This window comes from Romboutsia faecis (genome assembly GCF_014323405.1).
GTDB lineage: Bacteria > Bacillota > Clostridia > Peptostreptococcales > Peptostreptococcaceae > Romboutsia_E > Romboutsia_E faecis.
In genome coordinates, this window is sequence record NZ_JACRWE010000003.1 from 314,751 (window position 1) to 339,660 (window position 24,910).

Below are 24,910 nucleotides of genomic sequence, written 5' to 3' on the forward strand. Positions count from 1 at the left end.
AAATATTTATATTACAAAACCACCATTTGGACTTATTACTTGTCCCGTTAAGAAGTCTCCTCCCTCACTAGCTAAAAATAACGCACATTTAGCTATATCTTCTGGTGAGCCTAGCTTCATAAGTGGAGTTTCTTCTTTTAGTATATCTAATGTATCATCACTTACATTATTTAACATATCAGTTTTTATTACTCCAGGAGCTATACAATTAACATTTATATTAGATGGACCTAATTCTTTCGCTAAAGCTTTTGTCATGCCGATTATAGCTGCTTTAGAAGCTGAATAGTGAACTTCAAAAGAACCTCCTACCATTCCCCATATGGATGATATGTTTATAATTTTTCCGCTCATTTCAGGAAGCATATATTGCAGTGCTTTTTTTGTTGTATAAAAAACTCCATTTAAATTTACATTCATTATTTCGTTCCATTCATCATAACTTATATCTGTAAATAAATTTGTTTTACTAATTCCTGCATTATTTATTAATACATCAATTTTTTCAAATTGTCCTATAGTATAGTTAACTAAAGAATTAACTTCATTTACATTAGACACATCAGCTTTAAAAATTCTTGCAGAGTATCCTTTATTAGTTAAATAATTTTGTAATTCTTTTGCTTCATTTTCTGATTTATTATAATTGATTACAACATTATAGTTATTTTCAGCAAATAATTTAGCAATTGCTCTACCAATACCTCTAGAGGCTCCTGTTATCAATACTGTTTTTTTATTCATATATACTCCTTATTAGTTTTATCATTTTAAATTATATATGTTATTATAACAAAACTATAAGACTTTTAACATTTTATTATTAAAATAATATATTGAAGTAGATAGGATTTTTATTATTAAATATTATACAAATCTAAATAAATTTTATGCTTCTAGAATGGTTTAATTAATATATATAAAAAACAAGTTGACAAAGTCAACATATGAGACTAGACTAACTATTAAAGTACATATTTGTATCCTATATCATATATATCTGTTGGGGAAAAAGGGGATGAGTTAAAATGTTATCTTATAAGTTTTTATTAGACTTAGCATTAATACTACTAAGTACAAAGGTTTTAGGTCTAATAACAAGAAAATTTCAAATGCCACAAGTTGTAGGTGCATTATTAGCTGGATTAATTCTAGGTCCAGCAATGCTTAATATTTTAAGCGAAACTGATTTTATTATTCAGTTATCAGAACTTGGTGTAATTGTATTGATGTTCAATGCAGGTTTGGAGTCTGATTTAGAAGAACTTAAAAAAACTGGTAAAGCATCTTTTATAATTGCTTTATTAGGAGTAATTATTCCTTTAATAGGAGGGTTCGCAATAGCTCACTTTTATGCTATACCAGAGTTATCAGAAGGTACAAGTGGGACTGTATTTTTACAAAACATATTTATAGGTATTATATTAACTGCTACATCTGTCAGTATAACAGTAGAAACATTAAAAGAAATGGGAAAACTTAATACTTCTGCTGGTACAGCAATATTAGGAGCAGCTATAATAGATGATATATTAGGTATTATAGCATTAACTGTTATATCTAGCCTTACAGACACTTCAGTTAAGGTTGGATTTGTATTAATGAAGATAGCAGGATTCTTTATATTTGCTATAATCGTAGGAGTTTTATCTTATAAAATATTTAATGCATGGTCAAATTATGAAAATCGAGACAGAAGAAGATTTATAATCGCTTCATTTGTATTCTGTCTATTATTATCATATATATCTGAAGAGGTATTCAATGTAGCTGATATAACAGGTGCATTTATAGCAGGTTTAGTCTTATCTAATATAGATAGAAAAGAATTTATTTCTAATAGATTAAATATTGTATCTTATGCATTATTATCACCTGTATTCTTTGCTAGTATAGGACTTAAAATAGTTTTGCCAGTAATGGATTTTAATATTGTTATTTTTGCAGCATTACTTACAGTAATAGCTGTTTTAACAAAGATAATAGGTGCAGGTATAGGTGCAAGATTATGTAAATTTTCAGCTAGAGAATCATATCAAATAGGAGTAGGCATGGTATCAAGAGGTGAAGTTGCTCTAATAGTTGCTAGTAAAGGTGCGGCATTAGGGTTAATTTCTACAGCGATGCTTGGACCTGTAGTAATTGTCGTTGTTGTAACTACTATAATTGCTCCTATTTTACTAAAACTTGCTTTTAGAAAAAAGAAAGAAAAAGTTATTATTGAAACAAATGCTAGTAGATAATCTACTAGCTTTTATTATTAAAATGGCACTTCTTATCACAAAGAACATTTGTTCTATGTAGTAAGAAGTGCCATTTCCTATTTAAAATATATTATTTTATTCCTATATTTATGTTAATTTTATTTTAAATCATTAGATGAAATTAATCTTATGCAGTGCTACAATTATATTAATAATATGAATTATTTAAAGGAGGTAAAATTATGATATATACTCCAAGATATATATTTAACTCTGAATTAGAAGAGTTAATATGTACATGTGATAATTCTAAAAAATATAGGGTTTTGTATTCTCATTCTAGTTCAATTGAAAATGCTGAAAATGGTAAACTTATAGGTTTATCCTCTCAAGTAATTGCTATATGTTCTAAATGCAGATCAATTTACAAATTCGAATTGAAATATAATCCAATCTTTAATGAAAAAGTCGAAATTAAAAATGTAACTAAAGTAACTAATGATATTTCTGAAGTAAAAGAGGATATTATATCTGAATTTAAGTCTTTCGAAGAAACATTCTCTTTTAAATCTGATGAATTTTTAATTAAAATACTTAATGAGAGATACGATAATGATAAAAAAATTACTGAATTTATTTATATGGAAAAATAGTAATTAAAAAGCAGTGTTCATATATATTGAATACTGCTTTTTAATTACTATTTTAGTTTTTTACTTTTAAATTTTCTAAATCAATAGTGTATTTTCTAGGTTTATTAATAGGCATATTAATGTCATCATCAGAATTCTTATTAGAATTTTCCATTGTTTTAAAAGCCTTTGATAACATTAGCTTAATACGATTAAGTTGATTAACTTCACTTGCTGATGGATCATAATCTATAGGTATTATATTTACATTGCTATGAATTCTTTTTAACTCCTTGATACTTCCTTTACCAATAATATGATTTGGTAAGCATCCAAATGGTTGCATACATATTATATTATTTATTCCTTCATGTATTAATTCAATCATTTCACCTGTGAGCAACCAGCCTTCTCCAGTTTGGTTTCCTAATGATACTACTGATGAAGTGTTTTCTGCCATAACTTTAATATGTTTTGGAGATGTAAATCTATTACTATTATCAAGTTCTTTTTTATATACGCTTTGATACATATCTATTATTTTTATAAAAAACATACCAGTAAATTTATTTCTAAAAGATCCTTCAAGATATTTATTTTTAAAAATTGTATTATATGCACATGTAAGAAAGAAGTTCGTTAAATCTGGAACTACTGCTTCTGCACCTTCATTTTCTATAATATCAACTAAATTATTATTTGCTATAGGATGAAACTTAACTAATATTTCTCCAACTAAACCTACTTTTGGCTTTGATACATCTAAGATTTCTAAATTATCAAAATCATATATTATTTTTTTTACATTATATTTAAATTTAGATACGTTGCATTCTTTTAAAGAATCTTTGCAATTATCCATCCATTTTCTATATAATTCATTTGCACTCCCCTTAGTCTTTTCATAAGGCCTTACTTTATAAAGAACTCTCATTAATAAGTCACCATAGATACATGACATAAAAAGTCTATTAATAAGCTTAAGCGATATCTTTTTAGTAATGTTAAGTCCATCAAGTCCATTTACATTTAGAGAAATCACAGGCACATTTTCAAAACCTGCATCTTTTATTGCTTTTCTCAAAAATCCTATATAATTAGTAGCTCTACATCCTCCACCAGTTTGAGTTATAGCAACAGAGGTTGTATTTAAATCATATTCTCCTGATTTTAAAGCTTTTATTAATTGACCTATTGTTATAATAGCTGGAAAACAAGCATCATTATTTACATATTTTAATCCTTCATCTATAACATCTTTACTTAAGTCTTTTATTACTTTTAGGTTTATATCACTTAAATTAATAGCTTCTTCAAATAATTCAAAATGAATAGGGGACATTTGTGGTACTAAAATAGTATTTTTTAATGGGTCTTTTGGACTTCTTTTATATTCAATTCTCTTTTCTTCTATATCTTCCACTCTAATATTATTTAATTCTCTTTCTTTTATAGCCGCTTTTAAGGAACGTAGTCTTATTTTAACAGCACCTAAATTATTTCCTTCATCTATTTTCACTACTGTATAAATCTTTCCTTTTTCCTGTAATATTTCTTGTACTTGATCAACTGTTACAGCATCTAATCCACAGCCAAAGGAATTTAATTGAACTAATTCTAAATAATTTGTATTTTTTACTACATCTGCGGCTTTGTATAGTCTAGAGTGATATACCCATTGGTCAACAACTCTTAGAGGTCTTTTTAGATTTGATAAATGACATATAGAATCTTCTGTCAAAACTGCCATATCTAAAGAATTTATCAACTCTGGTATTCCATGATTTATTTCTGGATCTAAATGATATGGTCTTCCACATAAAACAATTCCTTTTAAGTTATTTTCTTTAATATGCTTTAATGCTCTTTCTCCTTCATTTCTAATATCTAGCTTAAAGCTTTCTTGTTCTTTTGTTGCAATATCTACAGCTTTATCTATTTCATCTTTTTTTATATTAAAATATTTTTGAAATTCTTTATATAAAACCTTTTTTAACTTTGATTTATTGTTAATGGTAATAAATGGATTTATAAAATTTATATTTTTACGTTTTAAATTCTCCATATTATTTTTTATGACTTCAGAGTATGAAATCACGACGGGGCAATTAAAATGATTATCACTGTTTTTATCTTCTTCTACCTCGTAAACTACTGATGGATAAAAAATATTTTTAATATTCTTTTCTATTAAATTTTCTATATGACCATGAACAAGTTTAGCTGGGTAGCAAACAGTATCAGAAGCTATAGAACTAATACCTTTTTCATATATTTTCTTTGATGATCTATTTGAAATACTAACTTTGAAACCAAGTTCTGTAAAAAATGTGAACCAAAACGGATAATCTTCATACATATTTAATACTCTTGGTATTCCTATTTCACCCCTAGGTGCATTTTCTATATTTAAAGGTTTATATTTGAATAATTTATTATATTTATATTTAAATATATTTAATTCTTCTTTACTTTTACTTTTTTTATTATTATAAAGTAGCTCTCCAGTTTCACATCTATTTCCAGAAATATATTTTTCATTATTATTAAATTCATTAATTGTTAATAAACACTTATTAGAGCAACCTTTACATCTATGTACACTTGAAGTATAGTTAATATTTTTAATTTCATTTTCGTTTACTAAAGTACTTTTATACCCTTCTCTGTATTCTTCTTTTGAGATTAAAGCAGCTCCATAAGCGCCCATAATCCCACAAATACTTGGTCTAGTAACCTTATGGTTAATAAGTTTCTCAAATGCCCTAAGAACTAAATTATTATAAAAAGTCCCTCCTTGAACCACTATGTTTTCTCCTATATCAGAAATGTTATGTAATTTTATAACCTTAAAAAGAGCATTCTTTATTACCGAATAAGATAGACCTGCAGATATATCTGATATATTTGCACCTTCTTTTTGTGCTTGCTTAACTTTGGAGTTCATAAAAACTGTGCATTTAGAGCCTAAATCAATTGGAGCTTTAGAATATATACCTTTTTGTGAGAATTCTTCTATAGTCATCGAAAGTGAATGTGCAAATGTTTCTAAAAAAGAACCACATCCAGCAGAACAAGCTTCATTTAAAATAATGCTATCAATTACACCATTTTTAATTTTTAAGCATTTCATATCTTGTCCTCCAATGTCTAATATAAAGTCAACATTAGGATCGAAATACTTTGCTGCTTTATAATGTGCAATTGTTTCTATCTCTCCTTTATCAATACTTAAAGCTTTTTGAATTAGCCCTTCTCCATATCCAGTAACAGTTGAGTAGACTATTTTACTTTCCTTAGGTAGTTTTGAGTATATATCTTTTAAAATATAAATAGCAGCTTCTAAAGGCTTACCTTCATTACTACCATAATATGAATAAAGTATATTAGACCCTTCATCAATTAAAGTTGCCTTAGTAGTTGTTGAACCAGCATCTATACCTAAAAAGCATCTTCCCTTATGTGTTGTAATATCTTTATAACTAACTTTATTATCATGACTATATATAAAATCTTTGTAATCTTGTTCATTATTAAATAAGGGCTCTAACTCTTTTTGATTAGTATTGAAATTGCTATTATTTTTTTCTAATTTATTTATTAGATTACTTAAGTCTATTGTATTTTCTTCTTGGGATAGTATTGCTGCTCCTATTGCAACATACAACTGAGCATCTTGAGGAAAGATAATATCATCTTCTTTTAATTTTAAATTCATTATAAATGCTTTTCTTAGTTCTGATAAAAAATACAAAGGCCCTCCCAAGAAAGCAACTTTTCCTTTAATTTCTCTTCCACAAGATAAAACACTAACAGTTTGAACCACTACTGCATTGAAAATACTCATTGCTACATCACACTTACTAGCACCATCATTTATAAGTGGCTGAATATCTGTTTTTGCAAAAACACCACATCTTGATGCTATTGGGTATATAACATTATAATTTTTAGCTAGTTCATTTAATCCATTAGCATTTGTTTTCAGTAAAGATGCCATTTGATCTATAAATGCTCCTGTACCCCCTGCACAGATACCATTCATCCTTTGATCTATTCCTCCAGTTAAGTAAGTAATCTTAGCATCTTCTCCTCCTAATTCTATTACAACATCTACATTAGGATTATAAGTTTCAATAGCTTTAGTACTAGCTATTACTTCTTGAACAAATTTTACATTTATATCATTTGAAATATCAATTCCTCCAGAACCTGTCATTAATATGCTAGTTTTAATATTACCTAAATTCTTATAGATATTTCTTAGTACATTTCCTACTGATTTTTTCACATCCGAATAATGTCTTGTATATTCTTTATATATAACTTCATCATTTTTTAAGACAACTACTTTTACTGTAGTTGAGCCTACATCTACACCAATATTGTAAACTTCGTTCATAATCCTCCCCCCAATATTAAATGAATAGCAATCTATATAATTATTATACTCATTGGAAATTAAATAAATGAAAGTTATTTAATTAAATGTTTGTAAATAATATTAGTAATTATAATTAATAAAAAGGAAGTAGCTATCTAAATAATTAGATAGCTACTTCCTTTTTATTTTAACAAGCTTCTATATTTTTTGTACTTATTACATTTACACCAGTATCTAGTATATTCTCTACTATAATATCACCTACGTTTATTGGTGCACTTACTTCAATCTTATCTAACTCCTCCATTATTTCAAAAATCATATCTTTTGGTATTGTATCTTCGGTTTTAACTGGTAGAAGATGTAAATATGAATTTTGAAGCTTAACTGTTGATGTAATTACTCTTTTTGGATTCGTCATTTCTTCTATAGCATATTTTTCTCCTCTTTTACAAGTATTACCCTCAACTTTAAAACCTTCTTCATTCTCGTTTATTGTTAAGTGACATCCTACAGGACAAACTATACATATTAATTCAGTCATATTAAGCCTCCTCAACACTAACAGAAATATTTCCTGTAATTTGTTTTAATAATTCTTTATTTATATTGATACTTTCCATTTCTGAAGGAATCATATGCTTTCTTTTCTTTTCAAGTATGATCTTATCGCCATCTCTTATAACTATCTTTTTATCTTTACATACACTTTTTACTCTCATAAATAAATTAATATCATCATTATATTCTGTATCTATATTTTGCGGCACAATATATCCAATACCTTCACCAGGTGTAGTTTTAACAGTTTCATTAGTATTTAAGTTGTTTAAAGAATATAAAGCAGCATTTTTTCCAGCAATCTTACTTTCTTTAGTTACAAAATCTACTAAATCATGAACATGAACAACATTACCACAAGCAAAGATTCCATCTATATTTGTTTCCATAGTATTATTTACTATAGGTCCACTAGTTTTTCTATCTAACTTTACTCCAGCATCTACACTAAGTTCATTTTCAGGTATAAGACCTACTGATAGTAGTACTGTATCACATTTTATAAATTCTTCAGTTCCTTTTATAGGATTTTTATTTTTATCTACTTGGTTAATTGTAACTCCGCTAACTCTTTCTTTCCCATGTATATAAGATATCGTTGTTGTAAGTTTTAAAGGAATATTATAATCATTTAAGCATTGGACTATATTTCTATTAAGTCCACTTGAATGAGGTTTACGTTCTATAACTGCTTTTACTTTAGCACCTTCTAAAGTCATACGTCGTGCCATAATAAGACCAATATCACCCGAACCAAATATTACAACTTCCTTACCTACCATATATCCTTCCATATTACAAAGTCTTTGTGCTGCTCCTGCTGTATATACTCCAGCAGGTCTATAACCAGCGATATCTATAGCACCCCTTGTTCTTTCTCTACAACCCATAGCTAAAACTATAGAGTCAGCTTCTATATCTAAAAGACCTTCTTCACCTAAAGCTTCAATAGTTTTATTTTCAGTTATATTAAGAACCATAGTATTTAACAGATAGTCTATGTTTTCTTCCTTCGCCATTTTTATAAATCTTCCAGCATACTCTGGACCTGTTAATTCTTCTTTAAATTCATGTAGACCAAAACCATTGTGAATACATTGATTAAGTATTCCACCAAGTTCTCTATCTCTTTCAATTATAAGAACAGATTTTGCTCCATTTCTCTTTGCTTCTACTGCAGCTCCTAAACCAGCAGGACCACCACCTATAACCACAACATTATATTTCAACTGTGTCACCCCTCATCTCTTTTACTTTACCAACAACTACCTTAGAATTTTCATAATCTTTTAATATATCCTCTATTGGTATATTTAATTCTCTTGATAAAATTTCTATTACTCTAGGTCCACAAAACCCTCCCTGACATCTTCCCATACCAGGTCTGACTCTTCTTTTTACACCATCAACAGTCCTTGCACCACAAGGTCTATTGATTGCATCTATAATTTCTCCTTCTGTTACATTTTCGCATCTACATATTATTTTTTTATATCTATCATCTTTTTTTATTAATTCTGATTTTTCTTCTTTAGTCATATGTGAGAAAGGTTTTTCCTTTTTTCTTATAGGGTTGAAATATTTATTGGCAATTAAATCTAATCCTTCTTCTTTTAATATTTGGACTACATATTCTGCTATAGCTGGAGATGAAACAAGACCAGGTGATTCAATACCACCTACATTTATAAAGTTTTTAGCTATTTTTGAAGCAAATATACAAAAATCTCCTGTATTTGGAGTTGCTCTTAGACCTGCAAATGATGTTATTGTTTTTCTAAAGTTTATATCTTTTATACTTCTCTTTGATTTCTCAACTATTTCGTTTATACCTTCTTTAGTGGTTGACTTATCTTCCCTATCTTCTACTTCATTAGCGTTAGGACCAATTATTAAATTACCATGAACTGTTTTAGATACAAGGACACCTTTTCCTTTTTCTGTTGGGCATTGAAATATTACGTGATTTGCTATTTTACCTTCTGATTTATCAAGAATCTTATATTCACCTTTTCTAGTTATAATATGATACTCATCTCCACCGACCATATTATTTATTTTATCTGAATAAACACCTGCTGCATTTATTACATATTTTGCTTTTATATTATCTTTATTTAATATTTTTATATTAAAGTAGTCATCTTCTTTTTCTATATCTATAACTTCTGATTGTAAACTTAGATTTACTCCATTTGTAATAGCATTTTCCATAAGAGCAACATTTAGATTAAATGGACAAACTATTCCTGCACTTTCACAAAGAAGTGAGCTTACTACATTATCATTTACATTTGGCTCCAAAGCTATAGTTTCTTCCTTACTTAAAATCTTTAATCCTTTACAATTATTGTTTATCCCTCTTTTATATAGGGATTCAATATGTTGATGTTCTTTTTCACTAAATGCTAATACTAATGAACCAATCTGTTTAAAATCAACACTTAATTCTTCACATAACTTTGGATATAACTCATTACCTCTAACATTCAGTTTTGCTTTTAGGCTACCTTCTTTTGCATCATATCCACCATGAACTATAGCGCTGTTTGATTTTGTTGTACCTTGACAAACCTCTACTCCTTTTTCAAGTACAACTATATTTAATTTATATTTAGATAGCTCTCTTGCTATAGCACTTCCAACAATACCTGCACCTATAATAGCTATATCATACATATACTTCACTCCTTATATTGGCCAAGCTACAAAACAAAAAGCCTCCTATACAATGTATAGAAGGCTCTCTTTTCTCTAGCCAAGTATTTAACGTTTATACATTGAAATAAATCAAGTGACTTAAACGTTTTCTTTTATATTTTAATTATACACAATTATATTTACATTATCACTAATATTTACTAAGTTTAAATATTAACACTCTGCTGTTTCTAATTCTTCATCTTCTTTTGCCCAGTCAAGAGATCTTTGAACTGCTTTTTTCCATCCTTTATATAATTTAGATCTTTTAGATTCTTCCATATATGGTGTAAATTCCTTATCTATTATCCAAGAATTCTTAATATCATCTTTACTACTATAGAATCCAACAGCTAAACCTGCTAGGTATGCAGCACCTAGAGCTGTAGTTTCAACAACCTTAGGTCTATTTATATTAGTATCTAATATATCAGATTGGAACTGCATTAAGAAGTTATTTGCACTAGCTCCACCATCAACTTTTAGGCCTGCAAGTTTTAATCCAGAATCTTCTTCCATAGCATGAAGGACATCTTTAACTTGATATGCTATAGATTCAAGTGAAGCACGAACTAAATGTTCTCTATTAGCTCCACGAGTAAGTCCCATTACGCATCCTCTTGCATACATATTCCAATGAGGTGCTCCAAGCCCTGTAAATGCAGGAACAACATAAACACCATTTGTATCTTCAACACTTGTTGCATAGAACTCACTTTGCTTAGCATTATATAATATTTTTAATTCATCTCTTAACCATTGTATTACAGCTCCACCTACGAATATACTTCCTTCTAAAGCGTATTCTACTTTTCCATCAACTCCCCAAGCTATTGTAGTTAATAGTCCATTTTTAGACTCAACTGGTTTTTCTCCAGTATTCATTAACATGAAACATCCTGTTCCATAAGTATTCTTTGCACTACCTTCTTCAAAGCATGTTTGCCCGAATAATGCAGATTGTTGATCTCCTGCACAACCAGCTATTGGTATTTGTGCACCTGCAAGCATTTGTTCATCTGTATTACCATAAATACAACTTGAAGGTTTTACTTCTGGTAACATAGATTTAGGTATATTTAATAATTCTAATATCTCATCATCCCATTTTAATTCTTTTATATTATAAAGCATTGTTCTAGAAGCATTAGAGTAATCAGTTACATGTACTTTACCACGAGTTAAGTTCCATATTAACCAAGTATCAACTGTTCCAAATAATAATTCACCATTTTCAGCTTTTTCCCTTGCTCCTTCAACATTATCTAATATCCATTTTATTTTAGTTCCTGAGAAATAAGCATCTAAGATAAGACCTGTTTTGTCTTTTATCATATCTTTATATCCATTTGCTTCTATTTCATCACATATCTCTGAAGTTCTCCTGCATTGCCATACTATTGCGTTATATATTGGTTTTCCAGTATTTTTATCCCATACTATAGTTGTTTCTCTTTGATTAGTTATACCTATAGCTGCTATTTCATTTGGAGATATAGAATTAGTTTCTAGTACTTCTCTCATTACTCCACTTTGACTTCCCCATATTTCCATAGCGTTGTGTTCTACCCAACCTGGCTTAGGATATATTTGCGTGAACTCTTTTTGTGAAGTAGCAATTATATTACCTTCTTTGTCAAATAATATTGCTCTTGAACTTGTAGTACCTTGGTCTAACGCCATTATGTATTTTTTACTCATACCATATTCCTCCATTTTATTAAAAATTTTAATTTACACATTAAATTACTTATATATTTAAATATATAGGTCTAACTTAATAATATGAAAACATTTGATGGCATTAAATATACTTTGGATTAAATAAACTACAATGTAATAATATTATTAATAACTACAGCTTTCAAAAAATAAAAGCTCATAGTATATAAACTATGGCTCTCTCTTCTCACGCCTTAATATTAACTTATCTAAATCGTATCAGAAAACATTTTCCTAGTCAACAAGAAAGCTCGTTATATATATAACAAGCTTTCTTGTTTATCAAAATATGATTTTACCAAATTTCGAACTTACTAGTGGATACTGCCATAGCTCCTGAAGATAAAACTTTTATTATTTCGTCTTTTTCATCTATAAGTCCACCACATATTATTGGCAAATTGCTAAATTCCTTATTTATTCTTTTTATTACCTTAGGTAGTACACCTGGCATAATCTCTATGGCTTGAGGTTTTACTTTTCTTAAACTATCTATAGCATTTTCTAATGACATAGAATCAATAAAGAAAAATCTTTGTATAACATTCAATTTAAGTTCTACTGCTCTTTTTACAATATTAGTTTTAGTAGTAATAATACCATCAATATTTGATTCCTTTTTTAGATAATCTATAATAATAGGATTAGATGAGATTCCGGTTATCATATCTATATGAACAAATACTTTTTTATCGTATTTATGTAATAAGTCTACTTTTTCTTTAAGAGTCATAATATCCCCATTCAATAAAAATACTACCTCACAGTCAGAATCTATTACTTTTTGAATACATTTATCATTTTTTATTGCCCCAATTATAGGGTTAACTTCTAGCAATTCTTTCATGTGTTTTTCCCCCAAATATTTCAAATATATATAATTATAACATTAGAGTTAGCTTTATTATACATAAAATAAAAAGAAAAATGATTAATTATATATTTAAACATCTCATATATTCCCGTACTACTTAAATCACTAAATAAGACTCCTAAAACTATTTTATCAGACACAGTATTATTTATTACTATATTAACTATAATACCAACTATTAGCGGTATGTATTTATTAGGTATAATTAATATTAACCTTGGTTTTTAAGTTTATATAAGTTATACATATTAATTAGTATAATTGCAAAATTTGATAATGCTACAGGATAAGCTCCTACTAAAAGTCCATATACTACAAATGTTACACATCCTATTGTGTTAATTATTCTTAATCTTAATATATTTGTCATCATTAATGATATGACTATTAATATGGATGCTAAATATCCGATCCATTCTACTAATTGTGTACTAAACATAATAATTTCTCCTTTTTACAAATTAATTATTTAGAGCACAAGGCTAGGTATTTTACTATAAAAGTACTTTTCCATCCTATTACTCAAAGGAAACTAATTTTTTACTTATTATGCTTAATATTTTTTAGTAATATGTATAAGCTATAAGTAAATTAATTTGATGAAGGAGAATTACTATGGAAAATAAGAATGTAAATTCTAATGCTAAGCTAGCTCTTAATATGATGAAAATGGAAATAGCTAATGAACTTGGATATGATTATAATCAAGTTACTGATAAAATAGAAAGTAAAGCGCCTCAAAATACTTTAGAAGGTGTAGCAAAAAATGTACTTGCTGGTGAGCAAGTTGGAGGTAATATGACTAAAAGTTTAGTTGAAATGGCCGAAAAAGCCTTATTAAACAACTATAATTCTAAGAATTAATTTTAACATGCAATGCCTAAAAATATATTAAGGTATTGCATGTTAAAATCCTTGAGAAAGTTAATAAAACTCCCTATAATCTATATATAAAATAAAATAGGAGATAAATATATGAATAATAAGAGATTACAATTTATATATTCACCTAGGTTTAACGAAAAAGGGATTATTATAAGAAGTTTATTTTTTTTAATTTTCGATGTAATGATTATTAAATTATTGTTTACATATTCTAGTTTAAAATATGTTGCTTTTTACATAAATCTAAGACTAACCTTAACGACAATATTTTATTTAATACGGATGACAAAATATTCATTCGTTTTCATAAAGCACAGATTAGATGTATTTATAATCAAAAATAATACAGAACTTCAAGATGAACTATATAAAGATTATAATTTAATAAAAGATTTAATTAATAATAGCATAAAAGATGTTATTTTAGCTGTAGAGTTTTTACTATTAAGTTATCTATTTTCATATGTATGTAGAATATATAAGAGTATGTTATTAGGTTTTGATTTTTCTTCTATTCTAATAACTAATACTTTGTATATTTTATTTGTAGGATTAATTTCATATAGATTAGAGATTAAATATAAAAATAGTGATGATAAACATAACGTATTAATGTTTTTATCTTCTAGTGATAAGTTGTAAAAAATGTGATAAAGATGTAATATTATATTAAATTTAATAATTTTTCCAAATGAGTATTTATAATATATAAAAATATGTATAAAAAACGGTGAAACCTATTAGATTTCACCATTTTTTATACATATTTTTATATATTATATTAAGTTCTACGATAAAACATATATGTCTATTTTCTTAACACCCCATGTGTTACAGTGTTCTTCTGTATCCATGAATATATCTATTTTATTTCCTTTTATAGCACTTCCTGTATCTTCCGCTATAAATATCTTATCAAATTCGGGTATATATACTTTTGTTCCATACGGTATAACACTTGGGTCTACTGCTATAGTTCCCCATTTTGGTGTAGTTCCAGTTGATGTTATTGTATCACCTGCATAAGCGGTGGCAGTTACATTCATAGTTTTATAATCAATATTAGACACTTGGTTACTCTTTTCGCTTATATATTTAGAATATACATATCCTGTCTTATTATTGTGAATTACTTTAGTCCAGTCAGACTCTTTTGATACAATTTGTATGTCTTCATTTTTATCTAAAGTATAGTAAACTTTAGCATCTAAACTTCCTTCTGACCTAAAGTTTACAGTATTTGCGTTTACATATCCTTGTGCTGTTTTTTCTATATTAATTGATGTATTTTCTGCTGCGTATGATTTTGTATTTAAACAAGGCATAAGCATTAAAGTTAATGTTGCTGCTGTCATTAATAACTTTCTATTCATAATGTCCCTCCTATGCTAACAAAACTTATTTTGTCAAATTACAATTTTGTTACCTTTTGATAGTATTATACACTATACCCCTAGGGTTTTAACATAGGATTTAAGGATTTACATATATTTGCATAGTTTGTTAAAATTTATTATTCCATAAATCTTGATATAAATTTACTTATACTTTCTTCTAAATCACCACAATCGTCAACTTCGACTATTCTTGGTGTAGACATTTCTCCACCATGTTCAAAGTTTACAACTGATATAACTATATCTTCTTCTTCAAAATTAAATAAAAGACCTATTAAGTGATCTAAATCTAAATTAAGATCACCTATATCTTTAACAGATGACTCTTCATATGCATCATCTATATAATTTCTTAAGCTTTGTGTTTTTCCATTTATAAATTCAACTGTTTCTTGATTTTCAGTTGTTTTACCAATAACAAAATGTAGGGCATATTCTTCATTTAGAAGTAAATCTATATAACCTTGAGCATCTTCTATATCTTCGTAGTCTTCATCAAATGTTACCACATCCATATAATCTTTATCTACTAAGCAAACTCTACTTATATTATTAGGATACTCTTCAAGTAACTCTTCATAGTTATCATTATAGTAATTTATAAAATTGTTTAATTTAAATTCATCTGGTTTAACCCTTATTGGATCCATTTCAAATTCCTCCCTTTATGTAATACTTATTAATGTCTGTAGGAAATTATAATATAACATAAATTTTTAACAATTAGTAGTTTTACTTTTATAGATTTATTATAATACTATATATCAAAATATACTTAAGGAGAGAAAATATGAAATATGTGAAAGAATCTTTTATAACAAAAGAAAAGCTATCTTTAGCTATTGTTGATAAAAGAATTACTATAGATATGGAAAATAAATTAAGGAACTATAATATTAATATAATAAAAACTCCTTATTGTGATGGAACTTATAACGCTATTAAATATCATCCTGACATTAGCGTTTGTAAGCTAAATGATAATAACATAGTGGTAGCGCCTAATGTATACAGTTATTATAATGACATATTGAGTAATTATAATTTTAATGTTATCAAAGGTAATTCAACTATATCTAACAAATACCCTAATAATATTCAATATAATGTTGCTATATTAGGAAATTATGCTATACATAATTTTAAATATACTGATAATATAATCCTAGAATATTTAGATAGGTTTAATATAAAGAAAATAAATGTAAAACAAGGATACAGTAAATGTTCTATATGTATTGTAGATGAAAATTCACTTATAACTTCTGATGAAGGAATACATAAAGAAGTAATTAAATATGGTATTGATAGTTTATTAATAGAAAAAGGATATATAGATCTATTTGATTTAGATTATGGATTTATAGGTGGATGTAGTGGATTAATATCTAAAGATACATTATCATTCTTTGGTGATATAAAAAAACATCCTGACTATAATAAAATACTAGAATTTGTAAATAAGAAAAACAAGAAAATCGTATCACTTAGTAATGAAAATTTGCTAGATTTAGGCTCATTAATTCCACTATGTACTATATAATAATGATTCAATATAAAATATAAATTTTAATATATTATTTGCTTAAATTTTAAACTACTACTATATCAATACTGCTATAATTTTATTAATACTTTATTATTTTTTATAGGGGAGTTTATATGGATAGTAGAAAATTTGAAGATGTATCAATATGTGAAGATAATGATAAATATAAAAGGTGTATTATTAGAAACGGTGATATATATAAGCGTTCTAATGATATAAGAAGTGAGTTTAATAGAGATTATAATAGGATACTTCACTCTAATGCTTATAGAAGATTAAAACATAAAACTCAAGTATTCTTTGCTACTAAAAATGATCATATATGTACTAGGATTGAACACGTAAATCATGTTTCTTCTGTTAGTTATTCTATTGCAAAGTATCTTGGCTTAAATACAGAACTTACTATGGCAATATCTATAGGTCATGATATAGGACATCCTCCTTTTGGGCATGATGGTGAAAGGGTTTTAAGTAATTTTACTAAAAATAAATTAGGGTATAAATTTTGGCATGAAAAAAATAGTCTAAGGTTTGCAGATTATATTGAAACCCTTCCAACGCAAACAGACAAAGAAGTTAATTTAAATTTAACTTATGCTGTAAGAGACGGTATTATTTGTCACTGTGGGGAGGTAAAATCTAAACCATTATTTCCAAGAAAAGAAAATATTGATTTAAATTTAATTTTAAAGCCAGGTGAGGTTTCTCCATATACTTGGGAAGGTTGCGTTGTTAAGATTTCTGATAAAATATCATATTTAGGTAGAGATATAGAAGATGCACTTGCATTGAAAATTTTAAATAAAACCCAAATTATCGAACTAAACAATATAACAAAAAAGTTCAATATTCCCGATTTTGATAAAATAAATAATACAGTTATAGTTCATAATCTTGTTACTAATTTATGTGAAAATAGTAGTGTTGAAAATGGAATTATGTTATCTCCCGATTATTCTGAGTTTATGGATAATATAAAAGCTTTTTGCTATAAAAATATATATTTTCATAGTCGACTAAATAATTTTCAAAAATATGTAGAACTCGTTTTAAATACAATATTAAATACATTAGAATCAATTTATGAAGGCGAAAATACCTTAAATAAATTAAATGAATGGTTGGATATTTACCCTACTCTTTGTGATAGTTTTTCAAAATGGCTTATTAAGTATAGTATAAATTATAAAGAAAATATTAGAGGTTCTAAATATGATAATATTAAGATATATCAACTAAATAATATAGATAATTACTATCAGCTAATAATTGATTATGTATCATCTATGACAGATGCATATGCTATTAAAATCTTTAATGAAATATTAAGTTTTTGATATAAATAATACTAGCTATAATTTATTATTTCCAAATTTTGTTTCAATCCTTATTGATTGGGTATACATATTAAGGTAAAATATTATTTACATAAAAATATTTAAACATAAGGAGAATTAGAAATGGCTGGAGATAGAATAATATGTCATTGTAAAAATGTTTCTTATATTGATATAAGAAAAGCTATGATACAAGGAGCTCGTACTTTAGATGAGATAAAGGATATGACTGGTGCTGCTACTGGTTGTGGTAGATGTGCTGGTGAAATAGAAAAGATATTAGCATCTGTCTGTGGATGCTTCAATGTTTCCCTTGAATCTGTAGTTAATGCTGTAAACAACGGTGCTGATACTGTAGAAAAGGTTACTGAAGAAACTAAAGCAGGTGGTGCTTGCGGAAGATGTAAGGCTCTTATCCAAAATGTAATTGATATAAAGAGATAATAAAAAACTACTGGATATGATGTCCAGTAGTTTTTTACATATGCATATTTTATAAATTAATAACTTATAATACTGATATTTTATATGATGTTTTAAATTTTTCATTTATTTTTAATTTATTAATATATGCTTTATTTGAATATTGATAGTCAGAGTTTATATTGTCTGCTAATCCATACCAAGGTTCAATACATATAAATGGTGCTATACTATCATCTTCGTAATATGGACTCCATATACCCACTAATGGGAAGTCCTTAAGTTCAACTTTTAAAATTTCATTTTCTTTATTTTCTAATATAGTAATCTCATCTATATTTGTATAAATTAATGCGTCATTACTGAATAAACTAGGTTTTAAATCAATAATATCAAGACTATCGACATTTTTAGTTTGATCATGATAAGGACCATTAAGGCTTATATTACCTACCTTATCTCTGTATTTAAATTTAAGGCTATAATTATGTATAGACTTATTATCATTCATAGGAATATTAAACGCAGGATGTGCTCCTATTGAAAAATATATATCTTTATTATCTATATTTTCTACTTCCCATTCTATAACTACACTAGACTTTGTTAATATATATCTAACAATCAAATTAAATGAATATGGGTAATAAGCTTTTGTTTTACCATTTGAAATAAGTATATAAGATACTGAATTATCAGTAATTTCTAATACTTCAAAATCCATATCCCTAGCAAATCCATGCTGATTCATTATATATGTATTACCTTCAATAATAGTTTTATTATCTTTTAGCTTTCCAACTATAGGAAATAGTATAGGAGAACGTCTACCCCAATATTTATCATCTCCACACCATAATATATCTTTTTTATTTTTTTTTGAATATATTCTAGTAAGCTCTGCCCCAGAATTCATAGATTCAATTATCAAATTTTCATTTTGTAATATATTCATAACACCCTCCTAATAAATTTATATACATATATATTAATCTATATATAGTATTTTATAGTAAAAATATTAAAAACGAAATAAATTGTAATAAATTTAGTTTTTTTTACCAATAATAAATGTAGATTAATTAATGGAGGTAATTACATATGACTTTAAATTGCAATGCACATAATTGTGCTTATAATAACTCAGGTACATGTTATGCAGGTAGTATAAAAGTAATAGGATCTGAAGCAAACAGTACATCAGATACTAAATGCTCTACCTTCACACCTGAAGATAATAGTAATCTTACAAATATTAATAGTAATTATTTTACTACTTCTAGTGACATCAACTGTAAAGCTAAAAAATGTAATTATAATATTAACTCTACTTGTACTGCTCCTAGCGTGCTAATAAACATGAACAACGCTACTTGTGAGACTTTTATTTCTGAATAATATAAACAATAATAAACCTCTATCATATTACATATGTATAGAGGTTTATTATTTGTATCTGATAATATAGTTTGTAATAATTTAATATATAAATATATTTTGATAAAATAAATTCAATAAAAAATAGAATCTATAGAGATATACTATAATAAGTATACTCAATATAGATTCTATTTTAATATTAAATAACTAGCTATTAATATCTTGTATCTAGTAGTCCACAATAAGCATCAACTGGACTTACACCTTTGAATTCAGAACGTCCTAACATCTTTTCAACTAATGCTTTTAAAGTTATGTCTTTATTGTCATAAGTATTGATGTAAGTTTTAACTTGAGGTACATCAGCTAAGTGGAATGGACACTGCACTGATATAAATATAGTTGGTACTTCATTTACATAGAATGGTATATCTGGAGTACCTTTACTTGCTGGCCATTGTATACGTTGATCTGTATTTGGATTAACAACAGCAACATTTATTATTAAGTCATAGTTATCAGTTAAATCAGATATAGGTCTCTTAGCAGCATATATACTTCCTATAGCTTTTCTTCTTTCTTCAGCTGGAAGACTCATTATTTTTTCAATTGGTGATTCCCATATGCTAACTTCGAATCCTCCTTCTTCTAATTGAGCTTTTAATATTTCAGTTGGCTTAGGTCCTTGAGCACCTATTAATGCACCAAATCCACCTTCAGTTCCTTTTACATCAACAAGTAAAACTCTTTTATGCTTTTCAACAGATATTGGGAATATATCTTCATTGTTTTTAACTAGAGTTATAGCTTTATCAGCAACTTCAGCAGCTATTGCTACGTTTTCTGGTAAACCTATTTTGGCCATAGCTTCTTCTTTTGGTTGTAATATTTCTGTTTTAGCTTTTTTGTGAAGACCTAAAGCAGCCTTTGTTCCTAATATTCTAGTTAAAGCCTCTTCTAATCTTTCATCAGTTATTATTCCATTCTTGTATCCTTCTAACATCCAAGCGAAATCTTCATCTGGATCATTGAAGAATAAGAATAAATCACTACCTGCAGCTATTGCAGTTGGTAACATTTCACTACGCTTCATAGCAGAAGTCATTGCAACCATGTGAGAAGCATCAGTTACAACTAAACCATTGAAATTCATTTTTCCACGTAATAAATCTGTTAGTATATATTTATTTAAAGTGGCAGGTAATATTTGCTCTTGTACTGTTGCATCTGGATTAAAGTGACGAACATAACTTGGTAAAGATATATGTCCTGCCATTATTGATGGAAGACCAGCTTCAAATAATCCACCGTAAACCTTACCAAATGTTTCATCCCACTCTTCTACTGATAAGTGGTTTGGAGCAAATGATAAATGTTGGTCCCTTTCATCTATTCCATCCCCTGGGAAATGCTTTGCCGCAGGAGCAATACCGCTTTCCATTATTCCTCTCATGTACTCTAATGATAATTCTAAAGTTTGATCTACATCTTCAGACCAAGTACGAGTTGATATTATTGGATTTCTCCAGTTTCTGTTTATATCAACTATTGGAGCAAAACTCCAGTTACATCCTATAGCAGATGCTTCTACACCAGATACTCTCCCCATTTCATAAGCATATCTCTTATCATTTGTAGCTGCTATTTTAACTTCATTTCCTATATATGTACCATCTACACAAGCACCATTACCACCTGATTCAGTATTAGCTGCTATTAATAAAGGTATTTTACTGTTTTCTTGTAATATTCTATTTTGTTCATATACTTCTTCTGCTGTACCAGGATTGTAACGAACACCAGCTATGTGATAGTTATCTAACACACCTTTTAAGTATTCTTCATCACGGCTAGCACCCATGTTTATAAATAATTGTCCTATTTTTTCTTCTATTGTCATATTTGCAATAGTATCTTGTACCCATTTTACGCCTTCATCATCAAGATTATAAGGCTGTATTCTTAAATTTACCATATATATCACCCCTATATTTAGTGTCATTTAGTATCTATAATAAATTTATCATACTTTATTTAATTATACAAGTATACAAGTATTATTTATTTTTCAAATTTATTATTTTTACATTCTTTATCTTAATTATTTATCATACACAAACCATATAGATAGTAATCTATTTGCAATAAAAAAGTCTTAGGCTTGTTAACCTAAGGCTTTTTTATAATTATTCAACAAATTTTTATAATGGTTTAATCCACTGGTAAAATAACTTTAAACAAAGTTCTATTGTTATCACTTTTGACTATAATTCGTCCTCTATGAGCTTCTATTAAATTTTTTGTAATAGCAAGTCCTAAACCAGAACCACCATCATTTCTATTTCTTGATTTTTCAACCCTATAGAATCGATCAAATATAAAGGGGATATCTGATTGTGGTATTGGATCTCCATAGTTGATTACTTCCACTACTGCTCTATTATCTTCTTTTCTAGTAACAATATCAATGTATTTTCCATCATTACCATATTTCATTGCATTGTTAATTAAGTTTTCTAATACTCTTACAAGTTTATCTGGATCTGCATTTACTATTAGTTTATCTTCAGAAAAATTAGCTCTTATTTCCATATTTGATTCATTTAACTGATAATCTAAATATGATATTACTTGAGATACTAATTCTACTAAGTTGATATTAATTTTATTGAGTGGTAATGAATTATTTTGAAGTTTAGTTAGTTCAAATAGATCATTTATAAGTATATTTAAATCCTTAGATTTCTCATAAGCTATATTTGTATAATATCTAAGTTGTACTTCATCTTTATATTTATCTTCTTCTATTAAATTAAGATATCCTATTATAGATGTTAATGGAGTTCTTAAATCATGAGATACATTAGTTATTAAATCTGTTTTTGTTTGTTGAGCTTTTCTTTCTTCTATTGTTTTATTTTCTAATTGTTCAATTATGTGGTTTATATTTCTTGCCATATTTCCTACATCATCATTTGAATCTACATCAATCCTTTGGTCTAAATCTCCACTTGCCATTATTTCTACACTTTGCATTAATGATGCTATATTTTTTGAAGTTTTTAAGGTAATCATAAGATATATAGCTAATGTTAATAAGAATCCCATAATTATATATAGTAAATCACCAAAATAGTTATTTTTTATAAATAAAAATAAGTGTATTGCCTCTCTAAGAATTGGTGTATATTGAAAATCTCTTGCGATAGTGTATAACATAAGCAAAATAAATAATGCAATTAATGCACTCAATCCCATATATATAATTTGTGAAAATATATACTTATACACTTTAAGTACATATTTATTTTTTTCCTTATTTTTCAATTTTATATCCTACCCCCCATACTGTATGAATTACCTTACTACCTTTCATATGTTTTTCTATTTTATCTCTTATTCTACTCATATGAACCATAACAGTATTATTAGATTGATAGTATTGTTCTTTCCATACTTTTGAGAATATTTCCTCTGTGCTAAATACTCTTCCTCTATTGCTAGCTAATAAGTATAGAATATCAAATTCTCTTGATGTTAATTGTATTTCACCATCATCAACAGTTACTATATGTTTACTTTTATCTATTTTTAATGATTCTATTGTTATTATATTATCTCTACTATTCTCTTCTCTATGATTGAAGTAATATGCTCTTCTTAAAAGTGCTTTTACTCTAACTGTAAGTTCTAATGGATTAAATGGCTTTGTTATATAGTCATCTGCACCAGTCATAATACCTTGTATTTTATCCATATCTTCTGATTTTGCACTAAGCATTAGTATAGGTATATTCATTTTTTCTCTTATTCTCTTGCAAGTTTCTATACCATCCATCTTAGGCATCATCACGTCTAGCACAATTAATTTAATATCTTTGCTGTTAACAATTTCAATAGCCTCTTCACCATTACTTGCTTTTATTACTTCATAACCTTCATTTGATAAATATATTCCTAATAAGTTCCTTATTTCAGCTTCGTCATCTACTACAAGTATTGTATTTTTCAATTTATCTCTCTCCTTACTAAGTCATATTGTTTATTCTTTAAATATTCTTCTAAAGTTATTCTATTTTGAAAAATTTCTTTAGCTGCTTTTTTTCCAACATATCTTATATGCCATGGTTCATAGGATATACCTGTAATATTTTCTTTTCCTTTAGGGTATCTTAATATGAATCCAAATTTATATGAATTACTTGCTAGCCATTTAGCTTCTTTACACTTTTTAGTGAAATTTCTTCTTTCATTTGTTACATCTATTGATAAACCAGTTTGATGTTCACTTTTACCTGGTAAAGCAACATATTTATCTGCATACTCTTTTCCTTTTGCTTCTAATCTACTTAAGTAGATATCATTTTGTGTATTATAAGATCTATAGGCAGAAGTAGCTAAGAAATTTATACCATCATCTTTTGCTTTTCTAAATAATTCCTCTATTGCATTTGATGCAACTTCTCTCATTTGCTTTTCTTCTTCTATTGAATTATTAATAAAAGGAATATTGGGCTTTTTTAAATCTAATGGTTCATAACTATCATTTAAAGGATTATATTTATTTACTAGTAATAATGCTCCTTCGCATTCTTCTAAATCATTATTAGTAATATCTTCGTCCTCTAATATATAACTGTAATTATCTATGTCTAATTTACTTAATCTACCAATTGGTAAAGTTATTCCTAATGACAATGTTGTTGATATTAATATATTTTTAAGTTTCATGTCTATCGTCTCCTTATTAAGTTCTTGACTTAATTTTAAGAAATAGACCTTAAGTAATTTATAAATAAATGTTAAGTTTTCTTAAGTTTATATATATTTTTATTAAATATCATAATATTAAGAAAGGT

At 27.2% G+C, this 24,910-nt stretch carries 23 protein-coding genes; 8 read left to right on the plus strand and 15 right to left on the minus strand.

The genetic code is table 11. From position 1 onward, the window contains the following. Positions 1-6: 6 nt before the first annotated feature. Entirely contained in the window at positions 7-744 is a 738-nt protein-coding gene (gene ymfI / locus H8923_RS08035) for an elongation factor P 5-aminopentanone reductase (RefSeq protein ID WP_153926247.1), read from the minus strand. 284 nt (positions 745-1,028) lie between these two features. Between ymfI and H8923_RS08040 the strand changes: the two genes are divergently transcribed. Then, positions 1,029-2,243, plus strand: a complete 1,215-nt coding sequence (locus tag H8923_RS08040) for a cation:proton antiporter (protein ID WP_153926248.1) — start codon at positions 1,029-1,031, stop codon at positions 2,241-2,243. A 203-nt stretch (positions 2,244-2,446) separates the two neighbouring features. Further along, positions 2,447-2,857 (plus strand): hypothetical protein, encoded by a 411-nt coding sequence (locus H8923_RS08045; protein ID WP_153926249.1) that lies wholly within the window; start codon positions 2,447-2,449, stop codon positions 2,855-2,857. 52 nt (positions 2,858-2,909) lie between these two features. Here the strand turns inward: H8923_RS08045 and H8923_RS08050 are convergent, their stop codons facing one another. The 7 genes from H8923_RS08050 to H8923_RS08080 all read right to left on the minus strand — a co-directional run bounded on the left by H8923_RS08050 (position 2,910) and on the right by H8923_RS08080 (position 13,516). After that, positions 2,910-7,238 carry a 2-hydroxyacyl-CoA dehydratase gene (locus tag H8923_RS08050; RefSeq protein WP_153926250.1) on the minus strand — a complete coding sequence of 1,443 codons (4,329 nt, stop codon included), beginning with the start codon at positions 7,236-7,238 and terminating at the stop codon, positions 2,910-2,912. A 169-nt stretch (positions 7,239-7,407) separates the two neighbouring features. Then, a complete protein-coding gene (locus H8923_RS08055; RefSeq protein ID WP_153926251.1) occupies positions 7,408-7,764 on the minus strand; it encodes a DUF1667 domain-containing protein in 357 nt (118 codons plus the stop codon). A gap of 1 nt (position 7,765) precedes the next feature. Then, the gene (locus H8923_RS08060) at positions 7,766-9,010 is read right to left on the minus strand and encodes an NAD(P)/FAD-dependent oxidoreductase (RefSeq protein WP_153926252.1); all 1,245 of its coding nucleotides are present in this window, start codon (positions 9,008-9,010) and stop codon (positions 7,766-7,768) included. Further along, on the minus strand, positions 9,000-10,460 hold the full coding sequence (locus H8923_RS08065) for an NAD(P)/FAD-dependent oxidoreductase (RefSeq protein ID WP_153926253.1): 1,461 nt from the start codon (positions 10,458-10,460) through the stop codon (positions 9,000-9,002). Before H8923_RS08065 ends, H8923_RS08060 begins: the two co-directional genes overlap by 11 nt. Positions 10,461-10,655: 195 nt before the next feature. Next, positions 10,656-12,182, minus strand: coding sequence for a glycerol kinase GlpK (gene glpK / locus H8923_RS08070; RefSeq protein WP_153926254.1), 1,527 nt, complete (start codon positions 12,180-12,182; stop codon positions 10,656-10,658). Positions 12,183-12,498: 316 nt separating this feature from the next. Continuing rightward, positions 12,499-13,050 carry a glycerol-3-phosphate responsive antiterminator gene (locus H8923_RS08075; RefSeq protein WP_153926255.1) on the minus strand — a complete coding sequence of 184 codons (552 nt, stop codon included), beginning with the start codon at positions 13,048-13,050 and terminating at the stop codon, positions 12,499-12,501. Positions 13,051-13,288: 238 nt separating this feature from the next. Next, on the minus strand, positions 13,289-13,516 hold the full coding sequence (locus H8923_RS08080; RefSeq protein WP_153926256.1) for a YgjV family protein: 228 nt from the start codon (positions 13,514-13,516) through the stop codon (positions 13,289-13,291). 176 nt (positions 13,517-13,692) lie between these two features. Between H8923_RS08080 and H8923_RS08085 the strand changes: the two genes are divergently transcribed. Both H8923_RS08085 and H8923_RS08090 read left to right on the plus strand, forming a co-directional pair. Then, a complete protein-coding gene (locus H8923_RS08085) occupies positions 13,693-13,941 on the plus strand; it encodes a small, acid-soluble spore protein, alpha/beta type (protein ID WP_153971271.1) in 249 nt (82 codons plus the stop codon). Between the two features lie 111 nt (positions 13,942-14,052). Further along, the gene (locus H8923_RS08090) at positions 14,053-14,604 is read left to right on the plus strand and encodes a hypothetical protein (protein WP_153971272.1); all 552 of its coding nucleotides are present in this window, start codon (positions 14,053-14,055) and stop codon (positions 14,602-14,604) included. A 146-nt stretch (positions 14,605-14,750) separates the two neighbouring features. Here the strand turns inward: H8923_RS08090 and H8923_RS08095 are convergent, their stop codons facing one another. Both H8923_RS08095 and H8923_RS08100 read right to left on the minus strand, forming a co-directional pair. After that, the gene (locus tag H8923_RS08095) at positions 14,751-15,335 is read right to left on the minus strand and encodes a 3D domain-containing protein (RefSeq protein ID WP_153971273.1); all 585 of its coding nucleotides are present in this window, start codon (positions 15,333-15,335) and stop codon (positions 14,751-14,753) included. Positions 15,336-15,475: 140 nt separating this feature from the next. Next, the gene (locus tag H8923_RS08100; RefSeq protein WP_153971274.1) at positions 15,476-16,009 is read right to left on the minus strand and encodes a hypothetical protein; all 534 of its coding nucleotides are present in this window, start codon (positions 16,007-16,009) and stop codon (positions 15,476-15,478) included. 140 nt (positions 16,010-16,149) lie between these two features. Here H8923_RS08100 and H8923_RS08105 point away from each other — a divergent pair, with 140 nt between their 5' ends. From H8923_RS08105 to H8923_RS08115, 3 genes are all read left to right on the plus strand, one after another. Further along, positions 16,150-16,902 carry a DUF6873 family GME fold protein gene (locus tag H8923_RS08105; RefSeq protein WP_153971275.1) on the plus strand — a complete coding sequence of 251 codons (753 nt, stop codon included), beginning with the start codon at positions 16,150-16,152 and terminating at the stop codon, positions 16,900-16,902. A gap of 119 nt (positions 16,903-17,021) precedes the next feature. Then, the gene (locus H8923_RS08110) at positions 17,022-18,248 is read left to right on the plus strand and encodes a deoxyguanosinetriphosphate triphosphohydrolase family protein (protein WP_153971276.1); all 1,227 of its coding nucleotides are present in this window, start codon (positions 17,022-17,024) and stop codon (positions 18,246-18,248) included. 123 nt (positions 18,249-18,371) lie between these two features. Continuing rightward, a complete protein-coding gene (locus H8923_RS08115) occupies positions 18,372-18,692 on the plus strand; it encodes a (2Fe-2S)-binding protein (protein ID WP_153971277.1) in 321 nt (106 codons plus the stop codon). Positions 18,693-18,756: 64 nt separating this feature from the next. On the opposite strand, the gene H8923_RS08120 is transcribed toward H8923_RS08115, so the two are convergent. Beyond that, complete coding sequence (locus tag H8923_RS08120; RefSeq protein ID WP_153971278.1) at positions 18,757-19,626, minus strand: aldose 1-epimerase family protein; 870 nt, start codon at positions 19,624-19,626, stop codon at positions 18,757-18,759. A gap of 146 nt (positions 19,627-19,772) precedes the next feature. On the opposite strand from H8923_RS08120, the gene H8923_RS08125 reads away from it, so the two are divergent. Beyond that, positions 19,773-20,069 carry a DUF1540 domain-containing protein gene (locus tag H8923_RS08125; protein WP_153971279.1) on the plus strand — a complete coding sequence of 99 codons (297 nt, stop codon included), beginning with the start codon at positions 19,773-19,775 and terminating at the stop codon, positions 20,067-20,069. A gap of 196 nt (positions 20,070-20,265) precedes the next feature. Here the strand turns inward: H8923_RS08125 and H8923_RS08130 are convergent, their stop codons facing one another. From H8923_RS08130 to H8923_RS08145, 4 genes are all read right to left on the minus strand, one after another. Beyond that, on the minus strand, positions 20,266-22,026 hold the full coding sequence (locus H8923_RS08130; RefSeq protein ID WP_153971280.1) for a glycoside hydrolase family 3 protein: 1,761 nt from the start codon (positions 22,024-22,026) through the stop codon (positions 20,266-20,268). Positions 22,027-22,262: 236 nt separating this feature from the next. Continuing rightward, positions 22,263-23,378, minus strand: coding sequence for a sensor histidine kinase (locus H8923_RS08135; protein ID WP_243139919.1), 1,116 nt, complete (start codon positions 23,376-23,378; stop codon positions 22,263-22,265). Beyond that, positions 23,368-24,063: a response regulator transcription factor gene (locus tag H8923_RS08140; protein WP_153971281.1), complete on the minus strand. Its 696-nt coding sequence runs from the start codon at positions 24,061-24,063 to the stop codon at positions 23,368-23,370. The genes H8923_RS08135 and H8923_RS08140 overlap by 11 nt, the downstream gene beginning before the upstream one ends. Further along, positions 24,060-24,782 carry a M15 family metallopeptidase gene (locus H8923_RS08145; protein WP_153971282.1) on the minus strand — a complete coding sequence of 241 codons (723 nt, stop codon included), beginning with the start codon at positions 24,780-24,782 and terminating at the stop codon, positions 24,060-24,062. Before H8923_RS08145 ends, H8923_RS08140 begins: the two co-directional genes overlap by 4 nt. Positions 24,783-24,910 lie beyond the last annotated feature (128 nt).